The organism is Myxococcus sp. MH1 (genome assembly GCF_059738865.1).
Window position 1 is genome coordinate 7,005,135 of record NZ_AP026947.1, and the last position, 24,307, is coordinate 7,029,441.

Sequence of the window (24,307 nt, forward strand, 5' to 3'; positions counted from 1 at the left end):
AGACCAGCTGAGAGAGGTGTCCGGCAAGACACGCCTCTTCCAGCACCTTCGAGGTCTGCGATGGCCGCTTCCCATTTGTATGCACTGCTTCGAGTCCTGCAGCTGGTTCGGCCGGCGTTCACCGAGCCCTCGTTCCTCCGCTTCCTGGTGCTGTTCGCCGGCTGGGTGTGCAGTGGAGGCACGCACGCCGTTACCGAGGCGCTGGTGGCAGCGGGAGTGTCGGGCGTGCAGCACCATGCGGCCTTCCATCGCTTCTTCTCCCGGACGCGGTGGAGTACGGACGAGGTAGGCCGACTGCTCCTGTTGAAGCTGGCGGCATTGGGACCCGTGCGGTTGGTACTCGATGACACCCTTTGCAGTCACAAGGGGCCGAAGGTTTTCGGCCTGGGCAGTCACCTGGATGCGGTTCGCTCCACCCGGGCCATGCGCGTCTTCTGCTTCGGCCACGTCTGGGTGACGCTCGCGGTGCTGGTGCACGTGCCCTTTGCTGCGCGCCCCTGGGCACTGCCCGTTCTCTTCCGGCTCTACCGCACCCAAGCCGAGTGCCAGAGGAGGGACATCCGGCACCGGAAGAAAACGCAGTTGGGCCGAGAGTTGGTTGAGCGTGTCCTCAGCTGGCTGCCAACGGGCCCTTTGGAACTGGCCGCGGACGAAGCGTACTCATGCAGCACCCTGCTCAAGGGGTTGCCGCAGCGGCTCGTCTTCGTCGGAGCCATGCGTCCAGATGCAGTGCTGACGCGCCCGCGCGTGCACCGCTGCCGCTCGCGGAAAACGGGCCGCTGGCTGACGCGTGACGTGCCGGTGCCCAAGCCCGAGGCCCTTGCCAGAGATTCAGCACTCCCCTGGATGCGGCTGACAGCCCAGCTCTACGGCCGCTCGCAGCAGGTGGACTACAAGGAGGTAGTGGCCCGGTGGAGGAGTGCTGCCGGCGAGCGGATGCTCAAGGTGGTCGTCGTGCGGATGACAAGTGGAAGCCGCCCCCTGCGAGTCTTCTTCTGCACCGCCCCCTCCCTGTCTGCCCTCGAAGTGGTGGAACGGTATGCCTTCAGGTGGAGCATCGAAGTGCTCTTCCGGGACTTGAAGCAACTGCTTGGCTTCGCCGACTCGCGGGCCCGCCGTCGCCTGGCCGTGCTTCGCACCGCTCCCTTCGCTGGCTTGAGCTACACCCTTCTCGTCCTCTGGTACCTGGAGCTCACCGCCAGCTGGCAACAGATGAGGTGGCCTCTGCGCCCCTGGTACACCACCAAGACCACGGTCAGCTTCGCGGATGTCCTCCGCCTGGCTCAATCCTCCCTGGCCCGGGCCCGCTGGCATTCGCCGCGTCGACTTCGCGCCAACTTACGTGCTGCCTCTCGCGCCCCGCCATCTCAGGAGAGCACGGAGTAGACCGTCGCGCTCTCTCCCTCGCTCTAAAATGGCGAAAGTCGAGTCAGAACCCAAGGTATTCGAGCTCGTCATCGGTCAGCTGGTGCAACGGCTGCCGGCTCAAGACCTCGCCAGTCTCCGGGTGGTTGTACAGTTCCGAGTCCGGAAGGTTGCGCAGCACCAGCTCCAGCTTTCGGATCTGCCCTCGCTCCGAGTCGATCATCTCTCCCTCTTTGATGAGGTTGGCGATGACGCCCGCGGGCACGATGGCTTCACTCGGGGCGCCGCCCTGGTTCTGATAGGAGACGAACTCGGACTTCTTGTTCTGGAACTGGATGACCAGCGCGGCCAGACGCTCGGAGTCGATCTGGTACTCCGCGCGGATGCGACGCATCCGGCCCTCGCGGTCCTCGATGCGCGCCACCAGCTCCTTGACCTTCTTCTGCATCGCCACCCGAAGGTCGGGGGTGGTCTTGGTGTTGTAGCGAACGGATTCGAACAGCTCCGACGGTCGTTGAATGCTGTAGCCCATGGGGCCGGCTCCTCGTTGGGTTCGACGCGGGTCGAGCGCGCCGACGGCGCGAACGGGCGGGAGCTGACCGGGCACTTCGCGGCTACGTCTTCGCGTCGAAGGCAGTGGAGCGCGAGAGAAGCTCCATCCGGTCGACATCGGTGGCGACGAGGGACAACTTGGCGCGAATCTGTTCCACGGCGTCACCGCCCAAGGGCAGCCGCAACGGAAGCTCCGCGCTCGGTCGCGCGATGACGTCCGCCATGACCCGGGCTGCCTTCACCGGGTCTCCGCCCTGCTTGCCGTCCGTCTGGCGCACCCAGGTGCGCAACTGCCCCACCGTTCCCTCGTAGGCGCTCATCGCGGGCATGTGCCGGAACGAAGCGCCGAACAGCGAGGTGCGGAAGGTCCCCGGCTCCACTACGAGCACGCGAATCCCCAGCGGCTTCACCTCCTGCGCGAGGCTCTCGGACATGCCTTCCAGGGCGTGCTTCGCGGCGCAGTACGCACCGAAGCCCGGCGCGGAGGAGAGCCCCGCGACGCTCGAGACCTGCACGATGGTGCCGGAGCCCCGTGCCCGCATGTGAGGCAGCACCTCGCGCGTGGTGGTGACGGCGGCGAAGAACATCAACTCCATCGTCGCGCGCAGGTCCCGGTCGCTCGTCTCCTCGATGGCGCCGAGGATGCTGAAGCCCGCGTTGTTGACCAGCACGTCGATGTGGCCGAAGCGGGAGATGGCGGTCGTCACGGCGTCGCGCACCTTCTCGGGCTGCGTCACGTCCAGTGCGGCGAGGCGCAGCCGCCCCGAGGCCGACGACGCCAGCTCCGCGAGGACCTGCGGTTGCCTCGCGGCGGCGACCACGCTGTCGCCTCGCCGCAGCACCTCCTCGACGAGCGCACGCCCCAGTCCCGAGGACGCTCCCGTGATGAACCAGACCTTGTTGGAGATGGGCGATGAAGAACCTTGGGTGCTCATGGTGGACCCCTTCGACTTCGAGTTCGTTGACGCGGTTCAAACTAGGAGTCCGGGGGCCTCGTGATTAGCGGTGGAATTGCGATGGGTTTTTAAGTTTCGCTAAAATATGCACATGCGAGACGACTACTCGGGGCTGAACGCGCTGGCGGCGGTGGCGGACAAGCGCAGCTTCACGGCCGCGGCGGCCCAGTTGAGCGTGACGCCGTCGGCACTCAGCCAGAGCATCCGAGCGCTCGAGGAGCGGGTGGGCGTGCGGCTGCTCCAGCGGACGACGAGGAGCGTGGGTCTAACGGAGGCAGGCGAGCGTTTCCTCGCACAACTCCGGCCCGCGATGGCGAGCATCCACGCCGCCTTCGAGTCCCTCGACGCGGTCCGCGGGCGTCCCTCCGGGACGTTGCGGCTCAATGTGCCCCGGCTGGCCATCGCGGCGGTGCTCGACTCCATCCTGGGGGGCTTCCTCGCGGCGAACCCGGAGCTCAAGCTCGACATCGTCGTCGACGACGGCATCACCAACATCGTGGAGCACGGCTTCGACGCGGGTATCCGACTCGGCGAGATGCTCGACAAGGACGCCGTGGCGCTGCGGCTCACCGACGACCTGCGCATGACGGTGGTCGGCTCACCCGCGTATCTGAGCGAGCGCGGACGGCCCAAGCATCCACGGGATTTGCACGCGCACGACTGCATCAACTACCGCCACCTCAGGAGTGGCACCGTGTACCGCTGGGAGTTCAGCGACAAGGGTCGGGACTTCACCGTCGCCGTGGAGGGGCGGCTCATCGTCAACGACAACGAGCTGATGGTTCGTGGAGCGCTCGATGGCGTGGGGCTCGCGTACGTCATGGAGCACACCGTCGAGCAGGAGCTGGCCGACAAGCGCCTCGTCCGGGTGCTCTCCAACTACTGTCCGCCCTTCCCCGGCCTCTTCCTCTACTACCCGAGTCGGACCCAGCTCCCCCTCAAGCTGCGCGCGCTCGTCGACTTCCTGCGGGCCCGACGCTCGGGAGCAAGGACCTCCTGACGTGAGCCTGTTGCCGAGGGGAGCCCGTTCAAGGTCGCCTGCTCGGGTCGATACCTCCCGCCCTGCACGCGTTCGAGCGGGCCCTGACGCTCCGGGCGGGCACATCCGGTAAGGTGCCCTCCGTGAGCATGAGTCGGCCCCTCCCCCGTGGGTTTGTCCCCATCGTCCTGCTGGTGTTGTGCGTCGCGCACGTCGCGCTCGGGCTCGTCCTCCTCCCCGGGGCCATGTTCGCCAAGTACCCCGACAGCGCGCGGCTGCTGACGTCGGGCCGGATGCTCCCCGAGCAGGGCGCGGACTTCAGCCCCCTGTACCTCATCCTCAACGTGGCCCTCTCCCCTACTCCGCTGCGCTGGGTCCAGAGCATCGCGGGCGCGCTCGGGCTCATCGCCGTCTATGTGCTCGGCGCCCGGCTGCTGTCGCGCCCCGTGGGACTCCTCGCCGCGACGCTCGTCGCGGTGACGACGCCTGTCCTCCTCTACGAGGCCACGCTGGAGCCGGACCTGCTGGTCATGGTCCTCAATCTGGGAGCGCTCGCGCTGCTGGCCCACGCACGGCCCCACTTCCAGAAACACTGGCTGGTCCTCGCGGGCGTGCTGCTCGGACTCTCGGGAGCGACACGTCCCACGGGCCTCGCCATCCTCGTCCTCGCGACGGGCTGGATGCTCTGGGAGCGCCGCCACGAGGCACGACGCGCGAGCCTGCTCGCCGGAGCGCTGTTGCTGGGCACGGGGATGTTCTCATCCTGGCTGCCCGCTCAAATCATCCGCGCGACCGTGGGTTCACACCTCGGCGCGACCATGAGCGCGGGCGCCGTGCTGCACATGGGCAACCGCCCCGAGGGCACGGGACTGGGCGCGCAACCGCCCACGCTCATCAAGCAGTACGAGGCGCAGCTGCGCTCCCCCGAGCGCCCCGACCACGCGCACAGCCTCTACCGACAGTTTGCCCGAGCCGAGGCGGGCGAAGACCTGTCCCCCTCCCGCACCGAGCTGTACTGGATGCGCAAGACGCTGAACTTCGCGCTGGAGGAGCCAGGAACCGTCCTCGGCTTGTTCGGCCGGAAGCTGGCGTTCTTCCTCTTCGGCCCGGAAGGCCACGACCTGGTCGAGGTGCGCCGCGCCGAAGCGCACCTCGCGGGGCTCCCTCTCCTCGATGCCCAGGTCCTGGGCTTGCTCGGCGTGGCCGGACTCGGCGCCATGCTCGCGCGACGACGAAGCGTCGGGCTCATCGTGCTCTACCTCGCCGCGAGCAGCGCGCTCGCCGTGGGCTTCTACGTCGTGAGCCGCTACCGACTGGCCGCGCTGCCCGCCTGGGCGCTGTTCGCGAGCGCGCTCGCGGTGATGGCCTTCGAGTCACGGCGCGAGCCCCGGGTCCTCGGACTGCTGACCGTCAGCCTCGCGCTCTGTCTCGCCCTGCCCACGTTCTTCCCCTTCGTGCGCGACGTGGAACGGATGCTCGCGCGGACGGAAGCCGTGGGAAGTCCGGGCGCGGCGCTCAACACCGCGCTCCAGCAGGGCCGCTACGACGAAGCGACCCAGGCCTTCGAGCAACTCCAGGCCGCGCACCCGTTCACCGCGCTCGCGAGGCCCCTGCGCGGCGTGCCGTTCGAATCGCCCGTGGTCGCCGAGCGCTCGGGAGCGATGTCCGTGGAGAAGCTGGGCCTGGAGACACCCATGGACCTCTACCTCGCCTCGGAGCTGGCACGGCGCGCCGGCCACTGCGACCAGGCCCTCCCCGCCGCACACGCGGCCCAGGACGCGGGCTATCGCGGAGCGCTCTATGACACCTCGCTGGACCCCGCCCTGGTGGTGGCGGATTGCCTGTTGTCACGTGGCGACCGCGCCGGCGCGTTGAAGGCTGCGGAGGCGTCGCTGAATGAACGAGGCGGCACGCTGGACGCCCTCGCCTTCGCGGTGGCTGGCGCGGAGTCGCTCGCCACCAATGCGGAGGAACAGCGAGCCCGCTGGGACGCGAAGCTCTTCGCCATCCACGACCTGTTGAGCGCCAGACACGCGCGAGGGCTCGCGCGCCTGCGTTGGGGGAACTTCACCGGTGCGCTGCAGGACGCGGACGCGGTCCTCGCCGCCATTCCCGACGTGGCCGTCACCCACCACCTGCGCGCCGCCGCGCTCACGGGACTCGGCCGCCATGCCGAGGCGCTTCGCGCCTATGCGCGCGCCCTCCAGCTTCTACCGGGGCACAACTTCGCGACCCGTCCGCTCGAGGACACCGTGGCAATGGCGCTCGCGGAAGCCGCCGAGGCTCCTGGGGTGCTGAGCGTGGCCACGGAGCATCACCTCCGCGCGGGACGACTGGAACTGGCTCGCGACCTCGCCGCTCGCGCCAGCAAGCTCGCCCCCGAGGACAAGAACCTCGCGCGAATCGCCCAGGAACTGGCCCAGGCCCGACCTTCCGGTGTCCCCATTCCGCCACCGCCCTCTCCGCGAGCTACTCGCTCCGCCACGCCCCCTGAACCGTGAGCGACGCGCCTTGGCTTCGTGACTCGGCGCCGCACCCGCCCTCTCCGCGAGCAACTCGCTCCGCCAGGCCTCCTGAACCGTCAGCGACGCGCCTTGGCTTCGCGGCGCGGCAGCCGCACCCGGTACGCTCTGTGCGCCAGCCATGACGCCCTCATGTACCGGGCTCGCCGTGCACGAGCGGCGCATCAGCCCCGGCACAGACGAATGGCGCGGCATCCCACCCATGACCGGCGTTGGCCTCACGCCTCGCGTGAGCACACGCCACGCCCCTGTGGCCCATCGACCGCACTCAGGCCCGGTCCGCGCCTTGCAGAACCCCTGTGCACACGACGCGGCCCACGGTGCCGCACAGGGGTGAAAGGTCATGTGGACGACAGGGTGGTGGAAGGTGGCGGTGATGTGCGGCTCGCTGGCCGCGTCCGGGGCGCTCGCGCGGTCTACGACGCTTGCTGAGCCCACCGAGCAGCCAGACATGACCACGCTGGAGCCGAGCCTCACTCCACCGTCGCCCGAGGAGCTCTTCTCCGGCGCCCCCGACGAGATGGCCCCGCCGCGCCTGCGCCACGTCGAGCCCGTCGCCTGCGCCTCCGCGCCCGAGGGCCGCCTCTGGGTCGCGTCCACCGAGGAGTGCGGCGACACCGAGTGCATCGACAAGACGACAGTGTGGGTCGGCTCCTGGACCGTCGAGGACACCACGGTCGAGGTCCAGTGCGACGCCGACCGCATCATCCTCTCCACCTTCGACTGGAAGATGGTCCTCGTCCCCGACGGCAAGGGCGACTTCGACGTCGAGGAGTCCGTCCTCGGTGACGGCGAGGTCACCCCCGTCCCCACCGAGCACGCCCAGGCCGAGCCCGTGAAGCCCGGCCCCCAGGGCTGAAGCCTACGGCCCGATGCGCCGCAGGATGAGGATGGCCCCCTCGTCCAGCCGCCGATCTCGCAAGTCAATCTCGCAGTCGATCATCCAGTCCCCATGTCCCTCGGGGTCCATGATGCGCTGCTGCACCTCCCAGAGCCGGGGGCCCGTCTCCTTCAGGAACGTGTTCGCCGGCTTGCGCGCCTGCGGCGTGAGCACCACTACCTTGTGCTCCTCGTGGTACGGCACCATCGCCTGCTCGAGCTTCGGCGCCGTCCACTCGCCCAGCGGGTTGTCCAAGAGCGTCAGCGCGTCCGTGTAGCGCTTCTGCCCCAGCGCGCGCAGCAGCCGGTGCAGCTCCTCGCGCACGCGGGCCGCGAAGGCGCGCGGGTCCTCGGTGAGCTCCTTCGGCTTGAGCTCCACCGCCGGCTTCGCCTCGACCACGGCGTCCGGGTTGCGCATGCGCTCCCACTCGTCCACCAGGCTCGAGTCCACCTGACGAATCGTCGCGCGCAGGTGGTCGATGATGTCCTCCACCTCCTCCGTGCGGAAGCGCTCCGGCACCGTCTGCGCCAGCGTCTTGTACACGTCGCTGACGTAGCGCAGCAGCACACCCTCGCTGCGCTGCAGCCCGTACTCGCGTACGTAGTCGTGGAAGGACATGAAGCGCTCGAACATGTCCCGCACCACCGCCTTGGGGCGGATGTTCTCCTCGCCCACCCACGGGTGCTTGCGCGCGAAGGCGTTGAACGTGCCGTAGATGAAGTCCCGGTTCGGCTTGGGCCACTCCAGCTTCTCCAGCTGCTCCATCCGGTCGTCGTACTCGACGCCCTGCGCCTTCATCTCTTGAATCTTCTCGCCCTTGAGCTGGTGCAATTGCGCGTAGAGCACCACCTCCGGGTTCTCCAGGATGGACTCCACCAGCGTCACCACGTCCAGCGCGTACGTCTCCGTGGTCGGGTCCAGCAGTTCCAGCGTCTCCAGCAGATACAACGACAGCGTGTGGTTGAGGCTGAAGTCGTGCTGGAGCTCCTGCGCCACCTTCACCGAGGCCCCCGAGCCGCCCTCCCCTCGCAGCACCTCCACGATTCCCGCGCCGCGCAGCGTGCGGAAGTCCCGCGCCGCCTCCTTCAGGTGCCGGCGCTTCAGGAAGTCCGAGTCGTGGCAGCGCTGGATGAGCTGCACCAGCCGGTGGTAGCCCCCCGTGCCCCGGACGTGGTCGCTCTGGAGCAGGTTCAAGATCATGCCGTGCGACACCGCGAAGCGTGACTCCAGCGGCTCGGGCATGCCCGTCTGGAGTCGATCGAAGGTGTTCTTGTCGTACTGCACGAAGTTCTTCTGCGGAGGCTTCTGCTTGGGCGCCTTCTTCTTGCCCGCCGCCTCCTTCGCCGCCTGCTTGATGTTCTCCACCACGTACTCGGGCGCCTGCGCGACGACGCTGCCCTCGTTGTCGAAGCCCTTGCGGCCCGCGCGCCCGGCGATCTGCTGGAAGTCGCGCACGCTCAGGGTCGCCAGCTTCTCGCCGTTGAACTTGAACAGCTGCGTGAAGAGCACCGTGCGGATGGGGATGTTCACGCCCACGCCCAGCGTGTCCGTGCCGCTGATGACCTTCAGGTGCCCGCCCTGCGCCAGCTTCTCCACCAGGAGCCGGTACTTCGGCAACAGCCCCGCGTGGTGCATGCCGATGCCGTGGCGCAGGAAGCGCTGGAAGTCCTTGCCGTAGGGCGTGTCGAAGGGCGCGTCCATCAGCGCCAGCCGGATGGCCTCCTTCTCCTCCTTGGTGGAGAAGTCCACGCTCATGAGGTTCTGCGCCTGCTCGGCGGCGGCGCGCTGCGTGAAGTTCACCAGGTAGATGGGGTACTTCTTGCGCGCGATGAGGTCCTCAATCGTCTCGTGCAGCGCGGACTCGCGGTAGTCGAAGTCCAGCGGCACCGGGCGCTGCGCGCTTCGCACCGTGGCCACCTCGCGGCCGGTGAGCCGCTGCAGGCTCTCCTCGATGATGTGCGTGGGGCCCAGCGTCGCCGACATCAACAGGAACGTCACCTGCGGCAGCGCGATGAGCGGAATCTGCCACGCCACGCCGCGGTCGCGGTCCGAGTAGTAGTGGAACTCGTCCATGACGACGTAGTCCACCTTCGCCCCCGCGTCTCGCAGCGCGAGGTTGGAGAGGATTTCGGCGGTGCAGCAGATGATGGGCGCGTCGCGGTTGATGCTCGCGTCGCCGGTGAGCATGCCCACGTTCTCCGCGCCGAAGGCGTCACACAGCGCGAAGAACTTCTCGTTCACCAGCGCCTTGATGGGGCACGTGTAGAAGGAGACCTTGCCCTCGGCCATGGCCTTGAAGTGCAGGGCGGTGGCGACCAGCGACTTGCCGGAGCCCGTGGGCGTCTTGAGGAACAGGTGCTTGCCCGCGAGCAGCTCCAGGATGGCTTCCTCCTGGGCGGGGTAGAGGCTGAGCCCGTTCGATGCGACATAGCCGACGAAACGGTCCAGGATGCTGTCCGGGTCGAGCGCGGGCTCTCCCTTCTTGGGGAGCAGGGCTGCGAGCGGCGCTTGGGATTCAGGGGTGGCCATCACCGCCGGACTCTAGAGCAGCCCCCGCCTCCCGTCCGCTGTGAAATCCCGGAGCGCCCCCCGTACGAGCCACGACGAGGGGCCCATGGCACGGTCCACCGCGCGTCATTGGCCACGCACGCCGGAACGATGTGGGGGCCCGAGCGCATGCCTACCGTTGCGCGACCTCCGGCCAACAAAGGGGCAGCATGATGTTCCATCGATGGCGTCTCGCCTTGCTTTCCGTCTGGGTTTCGGTCGCGGTCGCCCAGGCGCAGTCCACGGACCCGGCCGTCGTCGGCCAATGGACGCCCGTCAAGAAGTGGCCCTACTCCGCCGTCCACACCCACGTGCTTCCCACCGGGAAGGTGATGTTCTTCTCCGAGTTCGCGGATGGAGACAATCCCTACCTCTGGGACCCCGCCACCGACGCGCTCACCCCCCTGCCCAAGGCGGGCTTCAACATCTTCTGCTCGGGCCACGCCTTCATGGCGGACGGGCGGCTGTTCATCGCCGGAGGCCACATCGCGGATGACTCGGGCCTGCCGTACGCCGCCATCTTCGACCCCTTCAAGCTCACCTGGACGCGGCTGCCCAACATGAACGCGGGCCGCTGGTACCCCACCGTCACCACCCTGCCCAACGGCGACATGCTGGTGATTGGCGGCGCCAAGGAGGACCGCACCAAGAACCTCATTCCCCAGGTGTGGCAGACCTCGAAGGGTTCCTGGCGGACGCTCACCGGCGCGAGCCTGGAGCTCATGTACTACCCGTGGATGTTCGTCATGCCCTCGGGCAAGACGCTCATGTCCGGCTACTGGAGGCCCTCGCGCTATCTGGACACGGACGGCGTGGGCGCGTGGACCAGCGGCCCGCGCACGACCTACACCGCCAGCCGCAACTATGGCAGCGCGGTGATGTACGACGAGGGCAAGGTGCTCATCACCGGCGGCGACAACCCGCCCACCAACAACGTGGAGGTGCTGGACCTCAACGTCACCAAGCCCGCGTGGCGCCCCGTCGCCCCCATGCGCTACGTGCGCCGCCAGCACAACAGCACCGTGCTCCCGGACGGGACGGTGCTCGTCACCGGCGGCCACGGCGGCCCCGGCACGGACAACCCCAACTACCCCCGCCTGGAGACGGAGCTGTGGGACCCGGTCAAGGAGACCTGGTCGCTGCTCGCCCCGCTGGGGACCTATCGCGGCTATCACTCCACCACCGTGCTCCTGCCCGACGGGCGCCTGTTGTCCGCCGGCAGCCGCAACGTGAAGACGATGCAGGTCTACTCGCCGCCGTACCTCTTCAAGGGCCCGCGTCCCACCATCTCCTCCGCGCCCGCGACCATCCGCTATGGGGAGACCTTCCGCGTCAACACGCCGGACGCAGCCAACATCACCATGGCGTCCTGGGTGCGGCTGGGCTCCGTCACACACGCGTTCGACGAGAACCAGCGCTTCATGAAGCTGCGCTTCACCGCGAGCGGCGGCGGGCTCAACGTCGTCGCGCCCCCCAACCCCAACGTGGCGCCGCCCGGGCACTACATGCTGTTCCTGCTCAACGGGCGCAAGGTGCCGTCCGTCGCGAAGATCATCCGCATCGGCGGGGATGGCACCACGCCGCCGCCCACGGAGCCGCCGCCGAACACGGGCTTCACCGCCGTGGCCTTCGGCGCCGAGTGGAAGTACGACGACCGCAACATCGACCCGGGTCCGACGTGGAAGGCCGCGACGTTCAACGACAGCGCGTGGAAGAAGGGCCTGGCGCAGCTCGGCTATGGCGAGGCGGACGAGCGGACCGTGCTGACGAAGACGACGCCTGTGCATCCGACGGTGTACTTCCGCAAGAAGTTCACCCTGCACGGCATGGTGGAGCAGGCCACGCTCAAGGTGATTCACGATGACGGCGTGGCGGTGTTCCTCAACGGGACGCAGGTGTTCAACAGCCTGATTCCCAACCCCGCCCACGCGGCCTACGCCCAGGGCGCCAGCTCCGACAACCACCTGAGCCAGACGACCATCCCCGGCATGCGCTTCGCGATGGGCGAGAACACGCTGGCCGTCATGGTGAAGCAGGCGAACGCGACCTCCAGCGACTTGTCCTTTGATCTGGAGCTGAAGGTGACGACGGACGGCATGCAGCACGACGCCCTCTTCCTGGAGAGCCCCAACGGGGGCGAGACGCTGCGGCCGGGCCAGTTGCAGACGGTGCAGTGGATGACCCACGGCGCGGGCGTCGACACCGTCGACGTGCAGTTCTCCCAGGACAACGGCGCCAGCTGGAGCACCGTGGAGACGGGCGTGTCGAACATCGGCTTCTACGAGTGGAAGGTGCCGCGCACGGAGACGTCCCAGGGCGTGCTGCGCATCCAGGATGGCGCCCGGCCGGACATCGAGGACAAGACGGACCTGCCGTTCACCATCACCGCCACGCCCCGGTTCAAGGCCATCGCCTTCGGGGAGTACTGGAAGCTCGACGACCGCAACGTGAGCCCTGGCGCGCAGTGGATCTCCCTGGGCTTCAACGACAGCGCGTGGCGGCAGGGGCCCGGCCGGCTCGGCTATGGCGACGGTGACGAGCACACGGTGCTCACCAAGACGAACCCCGTGCAGCCCAGCGTGTACTTCCGCAAGAAGCTCACCCTGGACGAGGCCATCCGCACCGCGCACCTCCAGGTGCTCCATGATGACGGCGTGGCCGTCTGGGTGAACGGGCGACTCGTGTACTCGCGCTACATGGACAACGGCATGGAGCACGGCGCCTTCGCCAGCGGCGTGGTGAAGGACGCGGTCCTCAGCACCTTCAGCTTCGACGGCTCCGTCTTCGTCGAGGGGGAGAACATCATCGCGGTGATGGTGAAGCAGGCCAACGCGGAGTCGAGCGACGTGGCGTTCGACCTCGAGCTGGACCTCGAGGCCCGCTGAACCCGGGGCGTCACCGGCCCCGGATGTGAGTCACAGCACCTTCACCGCTTTGACCATGTCCGGGGCCAGCTCCTCGTGCGGCAGGATGGAGAACCCGAGCTGCTTGCTGACGTTCTGCATGGCCCGGTTGCCCGCGAGGATGTCCGCGACGATGCGCCGCACGCCCCACGCGCGGCCCACCTCCACCAGCCGGCGCAGCATCTCCGTCCCCAGCCCCTGGTGCTGCACCTCGTCGCTGATGAGGATGGCGTACTCCGCGTCCTCCGTGCCTCGCAGGCGCGTCAGGCGCCCCACCCCCAGCAGCTCTCCGCCCTTGCGCTCGGCCACCAGCGCCAGCTCCCGCGCGTAGTCGTTGAAGCAGATGCGCGCCAGGCGCTCGTGCGCCACGCGCGTGCTCAGCTGCATCAGCCCCGCGTAGCGCAGGAACACCGTCTGCTCGGAGAGCGTCTTGTGGAAGCGCGCCATCGCCGGCTCGTCCTCAGGACGGATGGGGCGCAGCATCAGCTCCTCGCCGCTCTTCATGCGGAAGGGCGCCACGTACTGCTGCGGATACGGCTCGATGACCAGCCGGGGCAGCTCGGCCTCCGTCACGGACGGGGGATGCAGCACCACGCGCGCGTCCAGCGCGAGCAGTCGCTCCGGTGAGGCAAGCAGTGGGTTGATGTCCACCTCCTTCACCCAGCGCTGCTCCACCACCAGCTGGCCGAAGCGCACGAGCAGTCGCTCCAGCTCCGCCAGGTCCACGGGCTTCGCCCCGCGCACACCCTTGAGCGCCTGGAGGATGCGCGTCTGCTCCATCATCCTGCGCGCCAGCGTGGTGTTGAGCGGCGGGAAGCCCAGCCCCCGGTCCTTGAACACCTCCACCAGCGTCCCGCCCGCGCCGAACAACAGCACCGGGCCGAACTGCGGGTCCAGGCTGCTGCCCACGATGAGCTCGTAGCCGCCGAGTCGCACCATGGGCTGCACGGTCACTCCCGCGAAGGCGTCCCCTTGTCCCAGCTCCACCAGTCGCTCTCGGATGCCCCGGAACGCCGCGCGCACGGCGTCCACGTCCCGCAGGTCCAGCCGCACGCCCCCGACGTCTGTCTTGTGCGTCACCGAGTAGGAGTGGAGCTTGAGCACCACGGGGAAGCCCAGGGACTGGGCCTCGGCCACCGCGCCGTCCTCGGTCGTGGCGAGCCGCGTCTCCACCGTGGGGATGCCGTAGGCGGCGAGCAGCTGCTTGGACTCGTACTCCGTCAGCAGCGTTCGGCCCTGGGCCCGCGCGGCGTCCACGAGCCCACGGGCCACGTCGCGACGCCCGGCGGGCTCCTCGGTGAGCGTGGGCGTCTCGTACAGGCCCGCGAGGTTGTACGCGTAGCGCCACATGTAATTGAAGATGCGCGCGGCCGTGTCGGGGTATCCGAAGGTGGGGATGCCCGCGTCGTTGAGGATGCGCTCACCGGCGGCGACCTCGGAGCCTCCCATCCAGCTCGCCAGCACGGGCTTGTGCCCGAGCTTCGCGTAGGGCTTGAGCCGGTCCGCAGTCTGTGTCGGCTCCGTCATGTCCTGCGGCGTGAGGATGACCAGCAGGCCGTCGCTGTTCGGGTCCTTGCCCGCCACCTCGAGCGCCCGTGCGTAGCGGTCCGGGTCCGCGTCTCCCAGCACGTCCACCGGGTTCGCATGACTCCACTGGGGCGGCAGGAAGGTGTTCAGCGCGGCGAGCGTGTCGTCTCCGAGCACCGCCAGCTCGCCTCCGCCGGCCACGAGCGCATCGGTGGCGAGGACTCCAGGGCCTCCCGCGTTGGTGAGCACCGTGAGGCGGCGGCCCGAGGGCCTGGGTTGCCGGGCGAGCGTCTCCGCCATGTAGAAGAGGTCGGAGATGGACTCCACGCGCAGCACGCCGGAGCGGCGGAAGGCGGCGGTGAGCACCTCGTCGCTGCCCGTGAGCGTGCCGGTGTGGGACGCGGCGGCCTGCGCGGCCTGCGCCGTGCGTCCGGCCTTGATGACGATGATGGGCTTGGTGAGCGCGACCTCGCGCGCGGCGGAGAGGAAGGCTCGCGCGTCACCGATGGACTCCATGTAGATGAGGATGGAGCGCGTCATCGGGTCATCGGCCAGGTAGTCGATGAGGTCGCCCCAGCCCACGTCCAGCATGGAGCCCACGGAGACGAAGGCGCTGAACCCCACCGACTCGCGCAGGCTCCAGTCGAGGATGGCCGTCAGGAGCGCGCCGCTCTGGCTGATGAAGGCCACGTTGCCCGGCCGGGCCATGGCGCCGGCGAAGGTGGCGTTGAAGCCCGTGGGGGGACGCATCACGCCCAGGCAGTTGGGGCCGATGATGCGGATGCCGGCGGTCCGGGCAATCTGGAGGACCTCCCGCTCCAGGGCCGCGCCCTCGGGGCCCGTCTCCTTGAAGCCCGCGGAGATGATGATGACGCCCTGGACGCCCACCTCCGCGCATTCACGGACGACGTCGGGCACGGCGGCCGCGGGCGTGACGACGACGGCCAGGTCCACCGGCTCCGGCAGCGCGCGCAGGGACGGCCAGGCGCGGATGCCCAGCACGTTGGGCCGCTTGGGATTGATGGGATAGACGGTGCCGCCGAAGGGGTTGCTGATGAGGTTCCAGAGGACGGTGCGTCCCACGCTCCCCGGACGCTCGCTGGCCCCCACCACCGCGACGCTGCGCGGCTTGAAGAGGACATCCAGGGGCTGACGTGTGCGCTGCTGCTGGTGCAGCACGTCGTAGGAAGGGTCCGACTTCCGGGAGCCTGGGGCGCGCGGGTCCATGGGTCCGGTGTCTCACGCGACGCGGGGCCCCACGCAAGGCTCTTGCGTGGAAAGCGTGTGGCACCCGTCATCCGTCTCGTTGAGAAGGGAGCCCCTTGTGAGCCTCAGTCGAGGCCGCGCTTGCCGTCGGCCCAGTAGGCCTTCACCTTCTGTCCCGCGTGGGGCGCGCCACTGTCGCGCAGCGTGGCTCGCAGGGTCTGGATGGAGCGGGCGCGGCCGGTCAGGACGAGCTGCGCGCCAGGGTGGCGTTCCAGCGCCGCGCGCACCCGCGACGCCACCTCCTTCGCGTGCGCGTCCGAAGCCTGCCTCTCCACCACCGTGGCATTGGCGAGCCCCAGCTCCGTGAGCACGGACTCCGACTCGGCGCGCGCGGAGACCTCGAACACGTGCTCGACGTCGGCCGTACTCGCCCGCAGGTTGCGCAGCGTGTGCGCGACGGCGAAGGACGTCTCGTCACCGAAGAGCACCACGGGGCCGCTCAGGGACTTCAGGTCGATGGAGCCTCGCGGCCCGAAGAACTGGCACCGGTCTCCCGGCTTGAGGGCGCGTCCCCACGCCGCGCCAGGGCCATCACCATGGAGATAGACGAGGAAGCGCGTGGCACCCAGCGCCGCGTCCCAACCCAGCGGCGTGTACGTCCGCATGCCCTCGCCCGGGAGATAGACCTGCACCTTGTCACCAGGGCTCCAGGTGACGTCCCGCAGACCGGCCCCTGCCCACTCCACCCAGCGGAAGTGCGGTGACACCTCGCGGACGCGCTCCACCGTCGCCTCCCGGAAGAACAACCGCCCCAACAATCCGCCGATGATTCCCTGCCCCGAAGCCATGACTCGCTCTCCGCGCACGACGTCTTTCCGAGAGCACATTCTCCCCCTCCGAGCCGTCTCGCGGATGAATAGAGATGACGCTCAGATGAAGAAGTGTGAAGTGTCGAGAACAGCCGGACACCTCCTTTCGCCTAGGTTCGTCAGCAGTGCTCCCTTCTGGCTCTCTGTGCCAATCCGGCGCGAGGAATGGCGCTGTGTAGACCCCGCATGCAGATCCCGCAGACAGCGGAGTCCCGCCCGAACTCACTGGCGCATTCCACCAGAGCGCCACAGCCCGATTGGCGGAGGTCTGCCGTTCGGGTTGACTCGTCTGATGAGCCCTACCACCCAATCAGCGACGGAGTGACGAACTCACAGTCAACTTTAAATGTCGAAGCTGCGTCCGACGAAAAGACATACGGGCGATTCACATTAGCGGCCATCCCAGCACAGAAAGTGTCGTCGGTGTCGACCGTAATTCTGGTCTGAGTGAAGGTCCAACTTGACGGGGGCTTCCGCTCGACAACAATCGCGGTGACGGCGTTGCATACTCCGGCGGGAGCCGGACTATTGACCCACTTGTCCTTTCCTACACGCCGCAGCGTTGCTGTGAATGAACTGGTCAGGACCCTACACACCCGTTCCTGGGCCTCCACGAGTGAACCAAACGCTTGCACGCGACAAGCGTCGTCGCGACAGAGGCATGGGGCTTCGAGAAGTTCTATCATGCGTATACGGGCAGCGTCGTTGCCCCTTGAGCCAGCAAGTTTCGCTTGCCTGCCCTTCTCGAAACTTGCCGTCCACTCCGAGCACATCTTCGCAAGTTCCTTGCGTGTTTCGGACGCATCCTTGCTGTAGTCGGCCTTGAATTTGGCGACGGCCTCGGTCACGTCTGCGACAGAGTTTTGCTCAATCCGAAGTTGAGTGAATGTGCAAATGGCCTCAGTCTTGGTGGCGCCCCAGGCACACTCCATCGTGAGCCATGCTCGCTCCTCGACTGCTGCGATGTTAATGAACCCAGGTGGCAACTCCGGGGGCGGCGTTGCAGACGCTGCTGGCATCGATGCAAGAATGGCGACGGCCGTCATTGCATTGCGCATTTCGCGAGCCTCACGCACCATGAGTGCGCCGATCAACTGCCTGGTGGGGTGTGTTCGCGTGACACACACCTCCCCATCGCTCCAGGGTGGTAGTCACAGCAGCCGGCCCTGCATCGGCCGCACAAGCAGCACTGTGGGCTCGCCCTCCAGTGGCACGTACTCGTACCTCTTCGCCGATCAGGCGATGCCCTTCGCCGTAAAGCGTGCGGAGGAGAAGGCGGGTCCTCCTGCTCGCCGGCCTTCGCCGCGAAATAGCCGCGCTCCTGGTACCCGGTGAAGGGCACCAAGTTGCCGCCCGCCCGGTACATCACCTTGGCGAAGAGGCGCTTCGCGGTTGCAATGCTCCGCGCCGAGCACGCCCCGAGTGTCCTTGACACTCGGAGCGATGGCGGCCCGGGAAGCTACGGACTCGCCAGGACGCCCACATCCGAGGACACGACGGGGCCGGACGTCGTGCCCGCGCAGCGGGAAGCGCCATCCCCGGTCGTGGGGTTGAACTCGTTCAAGAAGACGACCCGCAGCGAGTAGCCCGGGGCGGCGCCGAAGACGCCGCGAAGCCGCTGCGCATCCGTCACCGTGTCATTCACCCCGAAGCGCACCGCCGCGTTGCCGAACGTGTTGTGCGCCTTGAACGTGCAGCCCGGCGAGTACTGGTACGTCGACGTGGAGAGCACCGTCGGCCACGTGCGCGCCAGCAAGCGGGCGATGGGCTGGCCATACCAGACGGGGTTGGACGCACGGCTCAACGTCTGCGGGTTCGGCCACGTGGTGGAGCCGTAGCGCGGAACACCGCTCGGGCCCGAGTAGAGCGTCGTCTGGGGCGTCACTCCGGCGACGTAGTCATTCACACCCAGGCCACTCGCGAGCAGCGTCAGGTTCTCCCCCGAGGGGAAGAGCGTCGCGCTCCGGGTCATGTCGAACGCGTCATACGGGACGTTGATCTTGATGGAGGGCGCCGGCAGCCTGAGGTTGACGAGCAGCTCGTTGGTGCGCGTCGTCGAGCCAGCGAGGAACAGCCTCACGGAGCCCGTCTCCGGCAGCGACTCGATGATGGAGTTCTCGATGGTGGAAGACATGCTGCCCGCCGCCTCGCTCTCGATGATGTCGTAGATGAGGTTGGGGATGAGGCCGAGGATGGGAACGACCTGCACCGCGCTGCAGAGGGCCGGCCAATCGAGGCTCGCCTGGGGCGCCGTCACCCAATCCACCGAGATGCCCGTGAAGTCCGCCTTCAGCTTGAACGTGCCGTAGGCGCGAATCGTCGGGTCGCACCAGTTGTTGATGTCCGTCTTGAACTTGAACGAGAAGCCCACGCCATTCGAGGTGACGGAGAGCTGGAGGCTGCTCGGGTCGTAGTCGTAGATGCGGCGCATGGAGCCATCCGTCGACGTGATGACGGTCGAGTTCGTCTCGCGATTGAACTTCTCGTAGAGCGCCTTGCCGAACATGTTCCACAGCTCGGCCCGCGAGAACCCCATGGGCGCGGACGCGGAGCTCGCCTCGACCGTATCCACCTGCACCATCGGGAAGCTGTACGTCGCGACGCCACTGCCGAAGGTGCGCCCCACGGTGATGGTCACCTGGTTCGTGGAGCCATCTCCCTGATAGGGGAAGAAGATCCACAGGTTGTAGCCATAACGGCTGGGGTCCGCGGGCTGGTACGAGGCATCCGTGGCGGAATACCAATAGCCATCCGTATAGTCCGGCGTCACGACGCGCGTGCCGACCTTGACCTCCTTGATGTACGTGCACCGGTCGGTGATGAGTTCGAAGCGCAGGCCATTGGCGGAGACGTATTCGATGCCGCCACGGCGGATGCGGCCACTCTCCGGATTCCAGTTCGCGGGGGCACCGCCGCCCATGTTGAGGGCCGGGGGACTCATCAGCGTGTTGCTGAAGATCTGAGGCGTGGTGCCCGCGTTGCCGCACGCATTCTGGATCGTCCACCCGCCCCGGGTGGCCGCGTCCGTTCGCGCGGAGAGCGTCTCGGCTTCGGGCTCGGGGAGTCCCTCCTGACCACAACCCAAGACGAGCGACAGGAGCAGCAAAGCAGGGAGACGGCGCAACGAACGCATGGAGAGCCTCGAGTGGAGTGGATGATCCCTGGCGCCGAGCGCGGACACGGGCCAACGGTCAAAGACGGTCGCAGCGTATCTACACTTCCGCCCGCAGCGAGGCTTCCGCACGGGCGCCAGATGCTTCCGCGGCCACGCCAACCAACTCATCCCCACATGCGGGCCCACACGCTCCCCGCAGCAATCCAAGACCCGCCCCGTGAATTCAACAAACCTTCCACGCGAGGCCCGCAATCACAACCAGACGACCCCGCAACAAAGACAGTCCAAAACTCCAAGACAAGCAACTGGCCGCGCCGGAGCCCCCTGATTACCATCCCAAAGCCACACCTCACCCACAGGAGTGTCCAACATGTCTCTGGCTTCCCCCAGCGCGACACCCCAGTTGCGTCGCTACATCGCCGCGTTCAAGGAGCGCGGCAATCACATCAAGTCCAGCAAGTACCTCAACGCGCTGACCTCGGGCGACTTCGCACGCGAGGACTTCGTGGAGGCACAGGTCCACATGCGCACCGCCGTCGCGAACTTCTCGCGTCCCATGGCCCTGCTCCTGAGCCGGCTGCCGAACGTCTCCGACAGGCTCCCCCTCCTCGAGAACGTGATCGACGAGCACGGCAACGGAAAGCCCGGCGAGGCCCACGACAACGCCTTCTGCCTGCTCCTGGAGCGCCTTGGCGCGCCGCGCGCTCGGGTGGAGAAGTGTCGCCCCTGGCCGGAGATCCTCGCGTTCAACACGTCCCTGGCGGGCACGGCCTGCTTCGAGTCCGTCCACTTCGCCATGGCGGTCTTCGGGATGATCGAAGACCTGTTCGGCACCATCGCCCTCGTCACGGGTGAGAGCATCGTCAAGCACGGCTGGCTCGCGCGGGACCAGATGGTCCACTACCCGCTCCACTCCACGCTCGACGACAAGCATGCCGATGACTTCTATCGCTTCCTCGACGGCCCCTATGAATCGGACCCGAAGCTGGCGAGTGACATCGAGCAAGGGCTGGCGCTCGGCGCCCACCTCATCATGAACCTCTTCGACGACCTCTACCGGGCAAGACACCGCCGCGCGAACTGACGTGGGTACACCCCACGGGCGAGAGGAGCACCCTGGCGGTGCTCCTCCCTCGCACGCTCCATCACTACGCCGCCGCCGCGCGCGCCTGCTCCACCGCGGGCAGGAGCACTGACTTCGCCCACTGGGCCAGCGTCGTGGCCGTGGTGGTCTCCGCGCTGCGCGGCTCCGCCGGGTCCATGCGCCCCTCGCCCACTGCCTGGTACATCTCCGCCAAGAGCCCCACCAGGAAGTCGGGCAGGCCGTACCCCGCCATCGCCTTGCGGAAGTCCTCGATGGAGATCTGCACTGCGCTCACCGGCCTGCCGGACACCTCCGTGAGGATGCGCGCCACGTCCGCATACGACAGGTGCGCGGGGCCGTGCACGCCAATGATGCGCGCGCCCTTCCAGCCCGCGTCCAGCAGCACGTCCGCCGCCTTGCGCGCGATGTCCGCCACCGCCACCATGGGCAGCGCGCGCGTCAGGGAGATGGGAACGAACAACGAGCCCGCGCTCGCCAGCGTCTGCACCGACTGCAGCAGGTTCTCCATGAAGTAGCCCGGGCGCAGGATGGTGACATCCGCGACGGCGGCCTTGAACGCCTCCTCCACCGCCAGGAGCGCGCCCACCGGGCCCGTGCCCCGGCCCGTCTGCGCGCCGATGCTCGACAACACCACGACCCGCTTCACGCCGTGCTGCCTCGCCTTGCCGGCCGCCACCCGCGCCGTCGCCTCCGCCCAGTCGAGGAAGTCCGGCCGCGTCGCCGGGGGCGTCAGCCAGAACAGGGCGCTCGCTCCCGTGAGCGCCTTGTCCAGCACCGCCGCGTCATCCGTGGAGCCCTCCACCACCTTCGCGCCGCGCTTCACCAGGTCCTCCACCTTGCGCGCGTCCCGGCTGATGAGCGTGAGCTGCTCTCCCGCGTCGAGCAGCGCGTGCGCGAGGGGACGGCCAATGTTTCCGTTCGGGGTGTTGATGACGATGCTCATGGGCGGCTCCAGTGACTTCGAGATGGGCGAAAGATGCGCCCGGCCACACCATGAGGCGACCGCATGTTACTCATGTGCCCATGAGCGCCATGCATACCGCCCGCCGCAAGGCCCGCGCCCCCAGACGGCCCCGTGCCCCCCGCGCCCCCGCGCCGAGCCCGCCCGCGAAGGCCGACCTGGACCTGGCGAACATCAACCTCAACCTCGCGGTGGCGCTCGACGCGCTGCTCATCGAGGGCAACGTCACCCGCGCCGCGGCCCGCGTGGGCATCACCCAGTCCGCCATGAGCCACGCGCTCAGGCAGCTGCGTGAGCTGCTCGGGGACGCGCTCCTCATCCGGGGACGTGGCGGCATGGTGCGCACGCCTCGCGCCGAGCAGCTCGCCGCGCCCCTGCACCGGGGCCTGCTCGAGGTCCAACGCGCCCTGCGCAACGAGTCCGTCTTCGACCCCCAGGCCTCCTCGCGGCGCTTCATCCTCGCCACGACGGACTACTTCGCCTCCGCCCTGCTCCCGTCCCTGCTGGAGCTGATGGACACCGAAGCCCCCCAGGTGGACCTGGTGGTGCGCCCGCTCGTCATCCCCCAAATCGAAGCCCAGTTGGAGAGCGGCGAGCTGGACCTGGTCGTCGGCGCCTATCCGGAGCCGTCCCCCGTCCTGCGCCAGCAGAAGCTCTTCACCGAGCACTTCGTCTGCGTCGTGCGCCGCGACAACTCCGTGGTGAAGCAACGGTTGGACCTGGAAACATTCCTGCGGCTGCCGCACGTGCTGATGAGCCCGCGCGGCGAAGGTGTCGGCTCGGTGGACATCGCGCTGGAGAAGCTGGGTCGCACGCGACGCATCGGCGTGCGGCTGCCGTACTTCCTCACCGCGGCGCTGGCGGTGACGCGCACCAACCACGTGCTCACCGCCCCTCGCCGGCTCGCCGAGCTGTTCGTCGAGCCAGGCAACCTCCGCATCCTCCCTCCCCCCGTGGAGCTCGCCCCGTTCGACGTCCTCCAGGTCTGGCACGAGCGTTTTGACGACGACCCGGCCCACCGGTGGCTCCGGGGGATGATGCTCCGCGCCGCCGCCGCACCGCGTAGCAACCGCTAACCCTTCGACTCTCCAGGGCTTTTTCTCGGCGAGCAGTCGGGCTGTCGCTCGCCGACAGGGGCACTGAACGCCGATTCACCTGTGGGCGAGCATGCGACGGGCCGACCGGTGTAGGGTGCGACCCTATGACTTCTTCCGAGAAGCTGATTTTCACGCAAACCGTGGAAGCGCTCTTCCTTCGCGCTCTCGAGAACCGGCTCACGCCCGCGTGCCGCGAGCACCTGCGTCGTGCGGGGCTGGACCTCGAGCAGAAGCTGGAGCGGACCTACACGCTGGAGCAATGGAAGGAGTTCCTTCGCATCGCCGCGGGTCACGTCTACGGCGGAGTTCCCGCCGAGGCCGCGTACTACTCGCTGGGCGAGCGCTTCATGGACGCCTACTTCGGGACCTTCTTCGGTCGCGCGCTCTTGGGCGTCGTCCGGCTCGCCGGCCCCCGGAGGATGCTGCTGCGGGCGGGGATGGGCTTTCGCGCCGGCAACAACTTCAGTGTGGTCGAAATCGTCGAGCGCAGCCCCACTTTCCTGGAGCTGCGGATGAACGACGTGCTGGCGGACCTGCCCACGTTCTCCGCGGGGCTGCTGGCCCGGGCGGTGGAGCTGTGTGGTGGCTTCCGCGTGGTGGTGCTGCCAGAGGAGTTCGACGGCACGGCGTCGACGTTCCACATCCGCTGGGCGGAGGTGACGGCGGAGGCGGCCATGCCTCCCCCGGAGGATGGGTCGGCGGGCGCGTCGCGTCCTCGCGCCTGAGGTGCCCCGAGTCCCGCGCGCCCCCCTGTCGCAATCCGCCAGGGTGGCTCGCGGAACGCCATGCTCGCGCAGCTTGCGAGCGGGCGCGACGGAGGTCCCGGGGGCACGCGCTCCCGAGTGAGGCCTCGCCGCCCTCCCCCGCGTCCCCACGCTGGCATCCGCGCTGCAGTCGCTGAGTCCCGAAGTGGAGGACTCATGGACGGCAATGGCGGTGATGTGGTGGGGAAGCTCGAGCGCGGCGCGCTCTGGGGTTGGGGCCTGGTGATTCTGGTGGCGGCGGTGCTCGCGGGGGCCGGGGTGTGGCACGGCCTGCTGCATGGCGCACCGGACACGCCCGCCGCGCCGCCGCCCGTCGCCCAGGCGCCCAGGTCGTTGGACCGGGGCCCGGACGCGCCGCTGCCTCCCGCGACGGAGCTCGACGCGCTGCTGCGCTCGCGGCTGGCGGGGGCGTCGTCCCAGCGCGAGTTCGGCGTGTGGCTGCGCGAGGCGGACCTGCTGCGCCGCTTCGTCGCGGTGGTGTCGAACATGGCCAGCGGCGAGAGTCCCCGCGCGGTGGTGGGCTTCCTGGCCCCATCTGGCGACTTCCAGGTGCGCACCCACGAGGGTCGCACGCACATCGCGAAGCGGACGTACGGCCGCCATGACGCGGTGGGCCGGGTGGTGGGCAGCCTGGACTCGACGCTGCTGGTAGACACGTACCGCGAGGTGCGGCGGCTGGCCGAGCGTCTCCACCAGGAGAGCGCGCCGCCGGGCAGCTCCTTCGAGGCCACGCTCCAGCGCGCCTTCGAGCAGGTGCTCGCGGTGCCGGTGCTCGACGGTGACGTGGAGGTCCTGGCCCGGGGCGCGCTGTACGTGTACGCGGACCCGGCGCTGGAGGCGCTCACGCCCGCGCAGAAGCACCTGCTGCGGATGGGCCCGGCGAACCTGCGCCTCATCCAGGGCAAGGTCCGGGAGGTGTCGCAGAAGCTCAACCAGCAGGCCTCGAGGCCCTGAGTCCT

The 24,307-nt window shown here is 68.3% G+C and carries 16 protein-coding genes and 1 pseudogene; 10 read left to right on the plus strand and 7 right to left on the minus strand.

Translation table 11 applies throughout. The features are described 5' to 3' along the window. Positions 1–60 precede the first annotated feature (60 nt). On the plus strand, positions 61–1,386 hold the full coding sequence (locus AC6JA9_RS27180) for an IS701 family transposase (RefSeq protein ID WP_497958065.1): 1,326 nt from the start codon (positions 61–63) through the stop codon (positions 1,384–1,386). Between the two features lie 43 nt (positions 1,387–1,429). Here the strand turns inward: AC6JA9_RS27180 and AC6JA9_RS27185 are convergent, their stop codons facing one another. Continuing rightward, entirely contained in the window at positions 1,430–1,897 is a 468-nt protein-coding gene (locus tag AC6JA9_RS27185) for a hypothetical protein (RefSeq protein ID WP_426745878.1), read from the minus strand. Between the two features lie 82 nt (positions 1,898–1,979). Then, complete coding sequence (locus AC6JA9_RS27190) at positions 1,980–2,852, minus strand: SDR family NAD(P)-dependent oxidoreductase (RefSeq protein WP_497958066.1); 873 nt, start codon at positions 2,850–2,852, stop codon at positions 1,980–1,982. Between the two features lie 190 nt (positions 2,853–3,042). On the opposite strand from AC6JA9_RS27190, the pseudogene AC6JA9_RS27195 reads away from it, so the two are divergent. The 4 genes and pseudogenes from AC6JA9_RS27195 to AC6JA9_RS27210 all read left to right on the plus strand — a co-directional run. Next, positions 3,043–3,096, plus strand: a pseudogene (locus tag AC6JA9_RS27195) (hypothetical protein); the annotation flags it as partial. Positions 3,097–3,183: 87 nt separating this feature from the next. Next, positions 3,184–3,873 carry a LysR substrate-binding domain-containing protein gene (locus AC6JA9_RS27200; protein ID WP_497960765.1) on the plus strand — a complete coding sequence of 230 codons (690 nt, stop codon included), beginning with the start codon at positions 3,184–3,186 and terminating at the stop codon, positions 3,871–3,873. Positions 3,874–4,001: 128 nt separating this feature from the next. Continuing rightward, the gene (locus AC6JA9_RS27205) at positions 4,002–6,353 is read left to right on the plus strand and encodes a glycosyltransferase family 39 protein (RefSeq protein ID WP_497958067.1); all 2,352 of its coding nucleotides are present in this window, start codon (positions 4,002–4,004) and stop codon (positions 6,351–6,353) included. 472 nt (positions 6,354–6,825) lie between these two features. Then, positions 6,826–7,233: a hypothetical protein gene (locus tag AC6JA9_RS27210; protein WP_497958068.1), complete on the plus strand. Its 408-nt coding sequence runs from the start codon at positions 6,826–6,828 to the stop codon at positions 7,231–7,233. Positions 7,234–7,236: 3 nt separating this feature from the next. On the opposite strand, the gene AC6JA9_RS27215 is transcribed toward AC6JA9_RS27210, so the two are convergent. Beyond that, positions 7,237–9,783 carry a DEAD/DEAH box helicase gene (locus AC6JA9_RS27215; protein ID WP_223751611.1) on the minus strand — a complete coding sequence of 849 codons (2,547 nt, stop codon included), beginning with the start codon at positions 9,781–9,783 and terminating at the stop codon, positions 7,237–7,239. Positions 9,784–9,998: 215 nt separating this feature from the next. On the opposite strand from AC6JA9_RS27215, the gene AC6JA9_RS27220 reads away from it, so the two are divergent. Then, the gene (locus tag AC6JA9_RS27220; protein ID WP_497958069.1) at positions 9,999–12,686 is read left to right on the plus strand and encodes a galactose oxidase-like domain-containing protein; all 2,688 of its coding nucleotides are present in this window, start codon (positions 9,999–10,001) and stop codon (positions 12,684–12,686) included. A 30-nt stretch (positions 12,687–12,716) separates the two neighbouring features. Here the strand turns inward: AC6JA9_RS27220 and AC6JA9_RS27225 are convergent, their stop codons facing one another. The 3 genes from AC6JA9_RS27225 to AC6JA9_RS27235 form a co-directional block, all read right to left on the minus strand. Continuing rightward, the gene (locus tag AC6JA9_RS27225; RefSeq protein ID WP_267700398.1) at positions 12,717–15,458 is read right to left on the minus strand and encodes a bifunctional acetate--CoA ligase family protein/GNAT family N-acetyltransferase; all 2,742 of its coding nucleotides are present in this window, start codon (positions 15,456–15,458) and stop codon (positions 12,717–12,719) included. A gap of 104 nt (positions 15,459–15,562) precedes the next feature. After that, positions 15,563–16,285 (minus strand): siderophore-interacting protein, encoded by a 723-nt coding sequence (locus tag AC6JA9_RS27230; RefSeq protein ID WP_497958070.1) that lies wholly within the window; start codon positions 16,283–16,285, stop codon positions 15,563–15,565. A gap of 1,480 nt (positions 16,286–17,765) precedes the next feature. Next, complete coding sequence (locus AC6JA9_RS27235) at positions 17,766–19,439, minus strand: hypothetical protein (protein ID WP_497958071.1); 1,674 nt, start codon at positions 19,437–19,439, stop codon at positions 17,766–17,768. Positions 19,440–19,791: 352 nt separating this feature from the next. Here AC6JA9_RS27235 and AC6JA9_RS27240 point away from each other — a divergent pair, with 352 nt between their 5' ends. Next, on the plus strand, positions 19,792–20,505 hold the full coding sequence (locus AC6JA9_RS27240; protein ID WP_497958072.1) for an iron-containing redox enzyme family protein: 714 nt from the start codon (positions 19,792–19,794) through the stop codon (positions 20,503–20,505). A 64-nt stretch (positions 20,506–20,569) separates the two neighbouring features. On the opposite strand, the gene AC6JA9_RS27245 is transcribed toward AC6JA9_RS27240, so the two are convergent. Then, positions 20,570–21,469, minus strand: coding sequence for an NmrA family NAD(P)-binding protein (locus AC6JA9_RS27245; RefSeq protein ID WP_497958073.1), 900 nt, complete (start codon positions 21,467–21,469; stop codon positions 20,570–20,572). Between the two features lie 80 nt (positions 21,470–21,549). Here AC6JA9_RS27245 and AC6JA9_RS27250 point away from each other — a divergent pair, with 80 nt between their 5' ends. The 3 genes from AC6JA9_RS27250 to AC6JA9_RS27260 all read left to right on the plus strand — a co-directional run bounded on the left by AC6JA9_RS27250 (position 21,550) and on the right by AC6JA9_RS27260 (position 24,302). After that, on the plus strand, positions 21,550–22,563 hold the full coding sequence (locus AC6JA9_RS27250; RefSeq protein ID WP_497958074.1) for a LysR family transcriptional regulator: 1,014 nt from the start codon (positions 21,550–21,552) through the stop codon (positions 22,561–22,563). 125 nt (positions 22,564–22,688) lie between these two features. Beyond that, positions 22,689–23,309, plus strand: coding sequence for a DUF2378 family protein (locus AC6JA9_RS27255; protein ID WP_046714688.1), 621 nt, complete (start codon positions 22,689–22,691; stop codon positions 23,307–23,309). Between the two features lie 195 nt (positions 23,310–23,504). After that, positions 23,505–24,302, plus strand: a complete 798-nt coding sequence (locus tag AC6JA9_RS27260) for a DUF3014 domain-containing protein (protein ID WP_267700392.1) — start codon at positions 23,505–23,507, stop codon at positions 24,300–24,302. Positions 24,303–24,307 lie beyond the last annotated feature (5 nt).

Bases quoted from the DNA above. Each gene is read 5' to 3' on its own strand.
- AC6JA9_RS27215 (WP_223751611.1), bottom strand. From the start codon at position 9,783: ATGGCCACCCCTGAATCCCAAGCGCCGCTCGCAGCCCTGCTCCCCAAG.
- AC6JA9_RS27240 (WP_497958072.1), top strand. From the start codon at position 19,792: ATGTCTCTGGCTTCCCCCAGCGCGACACCCCAGTTGCGTCGCTACATC.
- AC6JA9_RS27245 (WP_497958073.1), bottom strand. From the start codon at position 21,469: ATGAGCATCGTCATCAACACCCCGAACGGAAACATTGGCCGTCCCCTC.
- AC6JA9_RS27235 (WP_497958071.1), bottom strand. From the start codon at position 19,439: ATGCGTTCGTTGCGCCGTCTCCCTGCTTTGCTGCTCCTGTCGCTCGTC.
- AC6JA9_RS27185 (WP_426745878.1), bottom strand. From the start codon at position 1,897: ATGGGCTACAGCATTCAACGACCGTCGGAGCTGTTCGAATCCGTTCGC.
- AC6JA9_RS27190 (WP_497958066.1), bottom strand. From the start codon at position 2,852: ATGAGCACCCAAGGTTCTTCATCGCCCATCTCCAACAAGGTCTGGTTC.
- AC6JA9_RS27260 (WP_267700392.1), top strand. From the start codon at position 23,505: ATGGACGGCAATGGCGGTGATGTGGTGGGGAAGCTCGAGCGCGGCGCG.
- AC6JA9_RS27255 (WP_046714688.1), top strand. From the start codon at position 22,689: ATGACTTCTTCCGAGAAGCTGATTTTCACGCAAACCGTGGAAGCGCTC.
- AC6JA9_RS27230 (WP_497958070.1), bottom strand. From the start codon at position 16,285: ATGGCTTCGGGGCAGGGAATCATCGGCGGATTGTTGGGGCGGTTGTTC.
- AC6JA9_RS27210 (WP_497958068.1), top strand. From the start codon at position 6,826: ATGACCACGCTGGAGCCGAGCCTCACTCCACCGTCGCCCGAGGAGCTC.
- AC6JA9_RS27200 (WP_497960765.1), top strand. From the start codon at position 3,184: ATGGCGAGCATCCACGCCGCCTTCGAGTCCCTCGACGCGGTCCGCGGG.
- AC6JA9_RS27180 (WP_497958065.1), top strand. From the start codon at position 61: ATGGCCGCTTCCCATTTGTATGCACTGCTTCGAGTCCTGCAGCTGGTT.
- AC6JA9_RS27205 (WP_497958067.1), top strand. From the start codon at position 4,002: ATGAGTCGGCCCCTCCCCCGTGGGTTTGTCCCCATCGTCCTGCTGGTG.
- AC6JA9_RS27250 (WP_497958074.1), top strand. From the start codon at position 21,550: ATGAGCGCCATGCATACCGCCCGCCGCAAGGCCCGCGCCCCCAGACGG.
- AC6JA9_RS27225 (WP_267700398.1), bottom strand. From the start codon at position 15,458: ATGGACCCGCGCGCCCCAGGCTCCCGGAAGTCGGACCCTTCCTACGAC.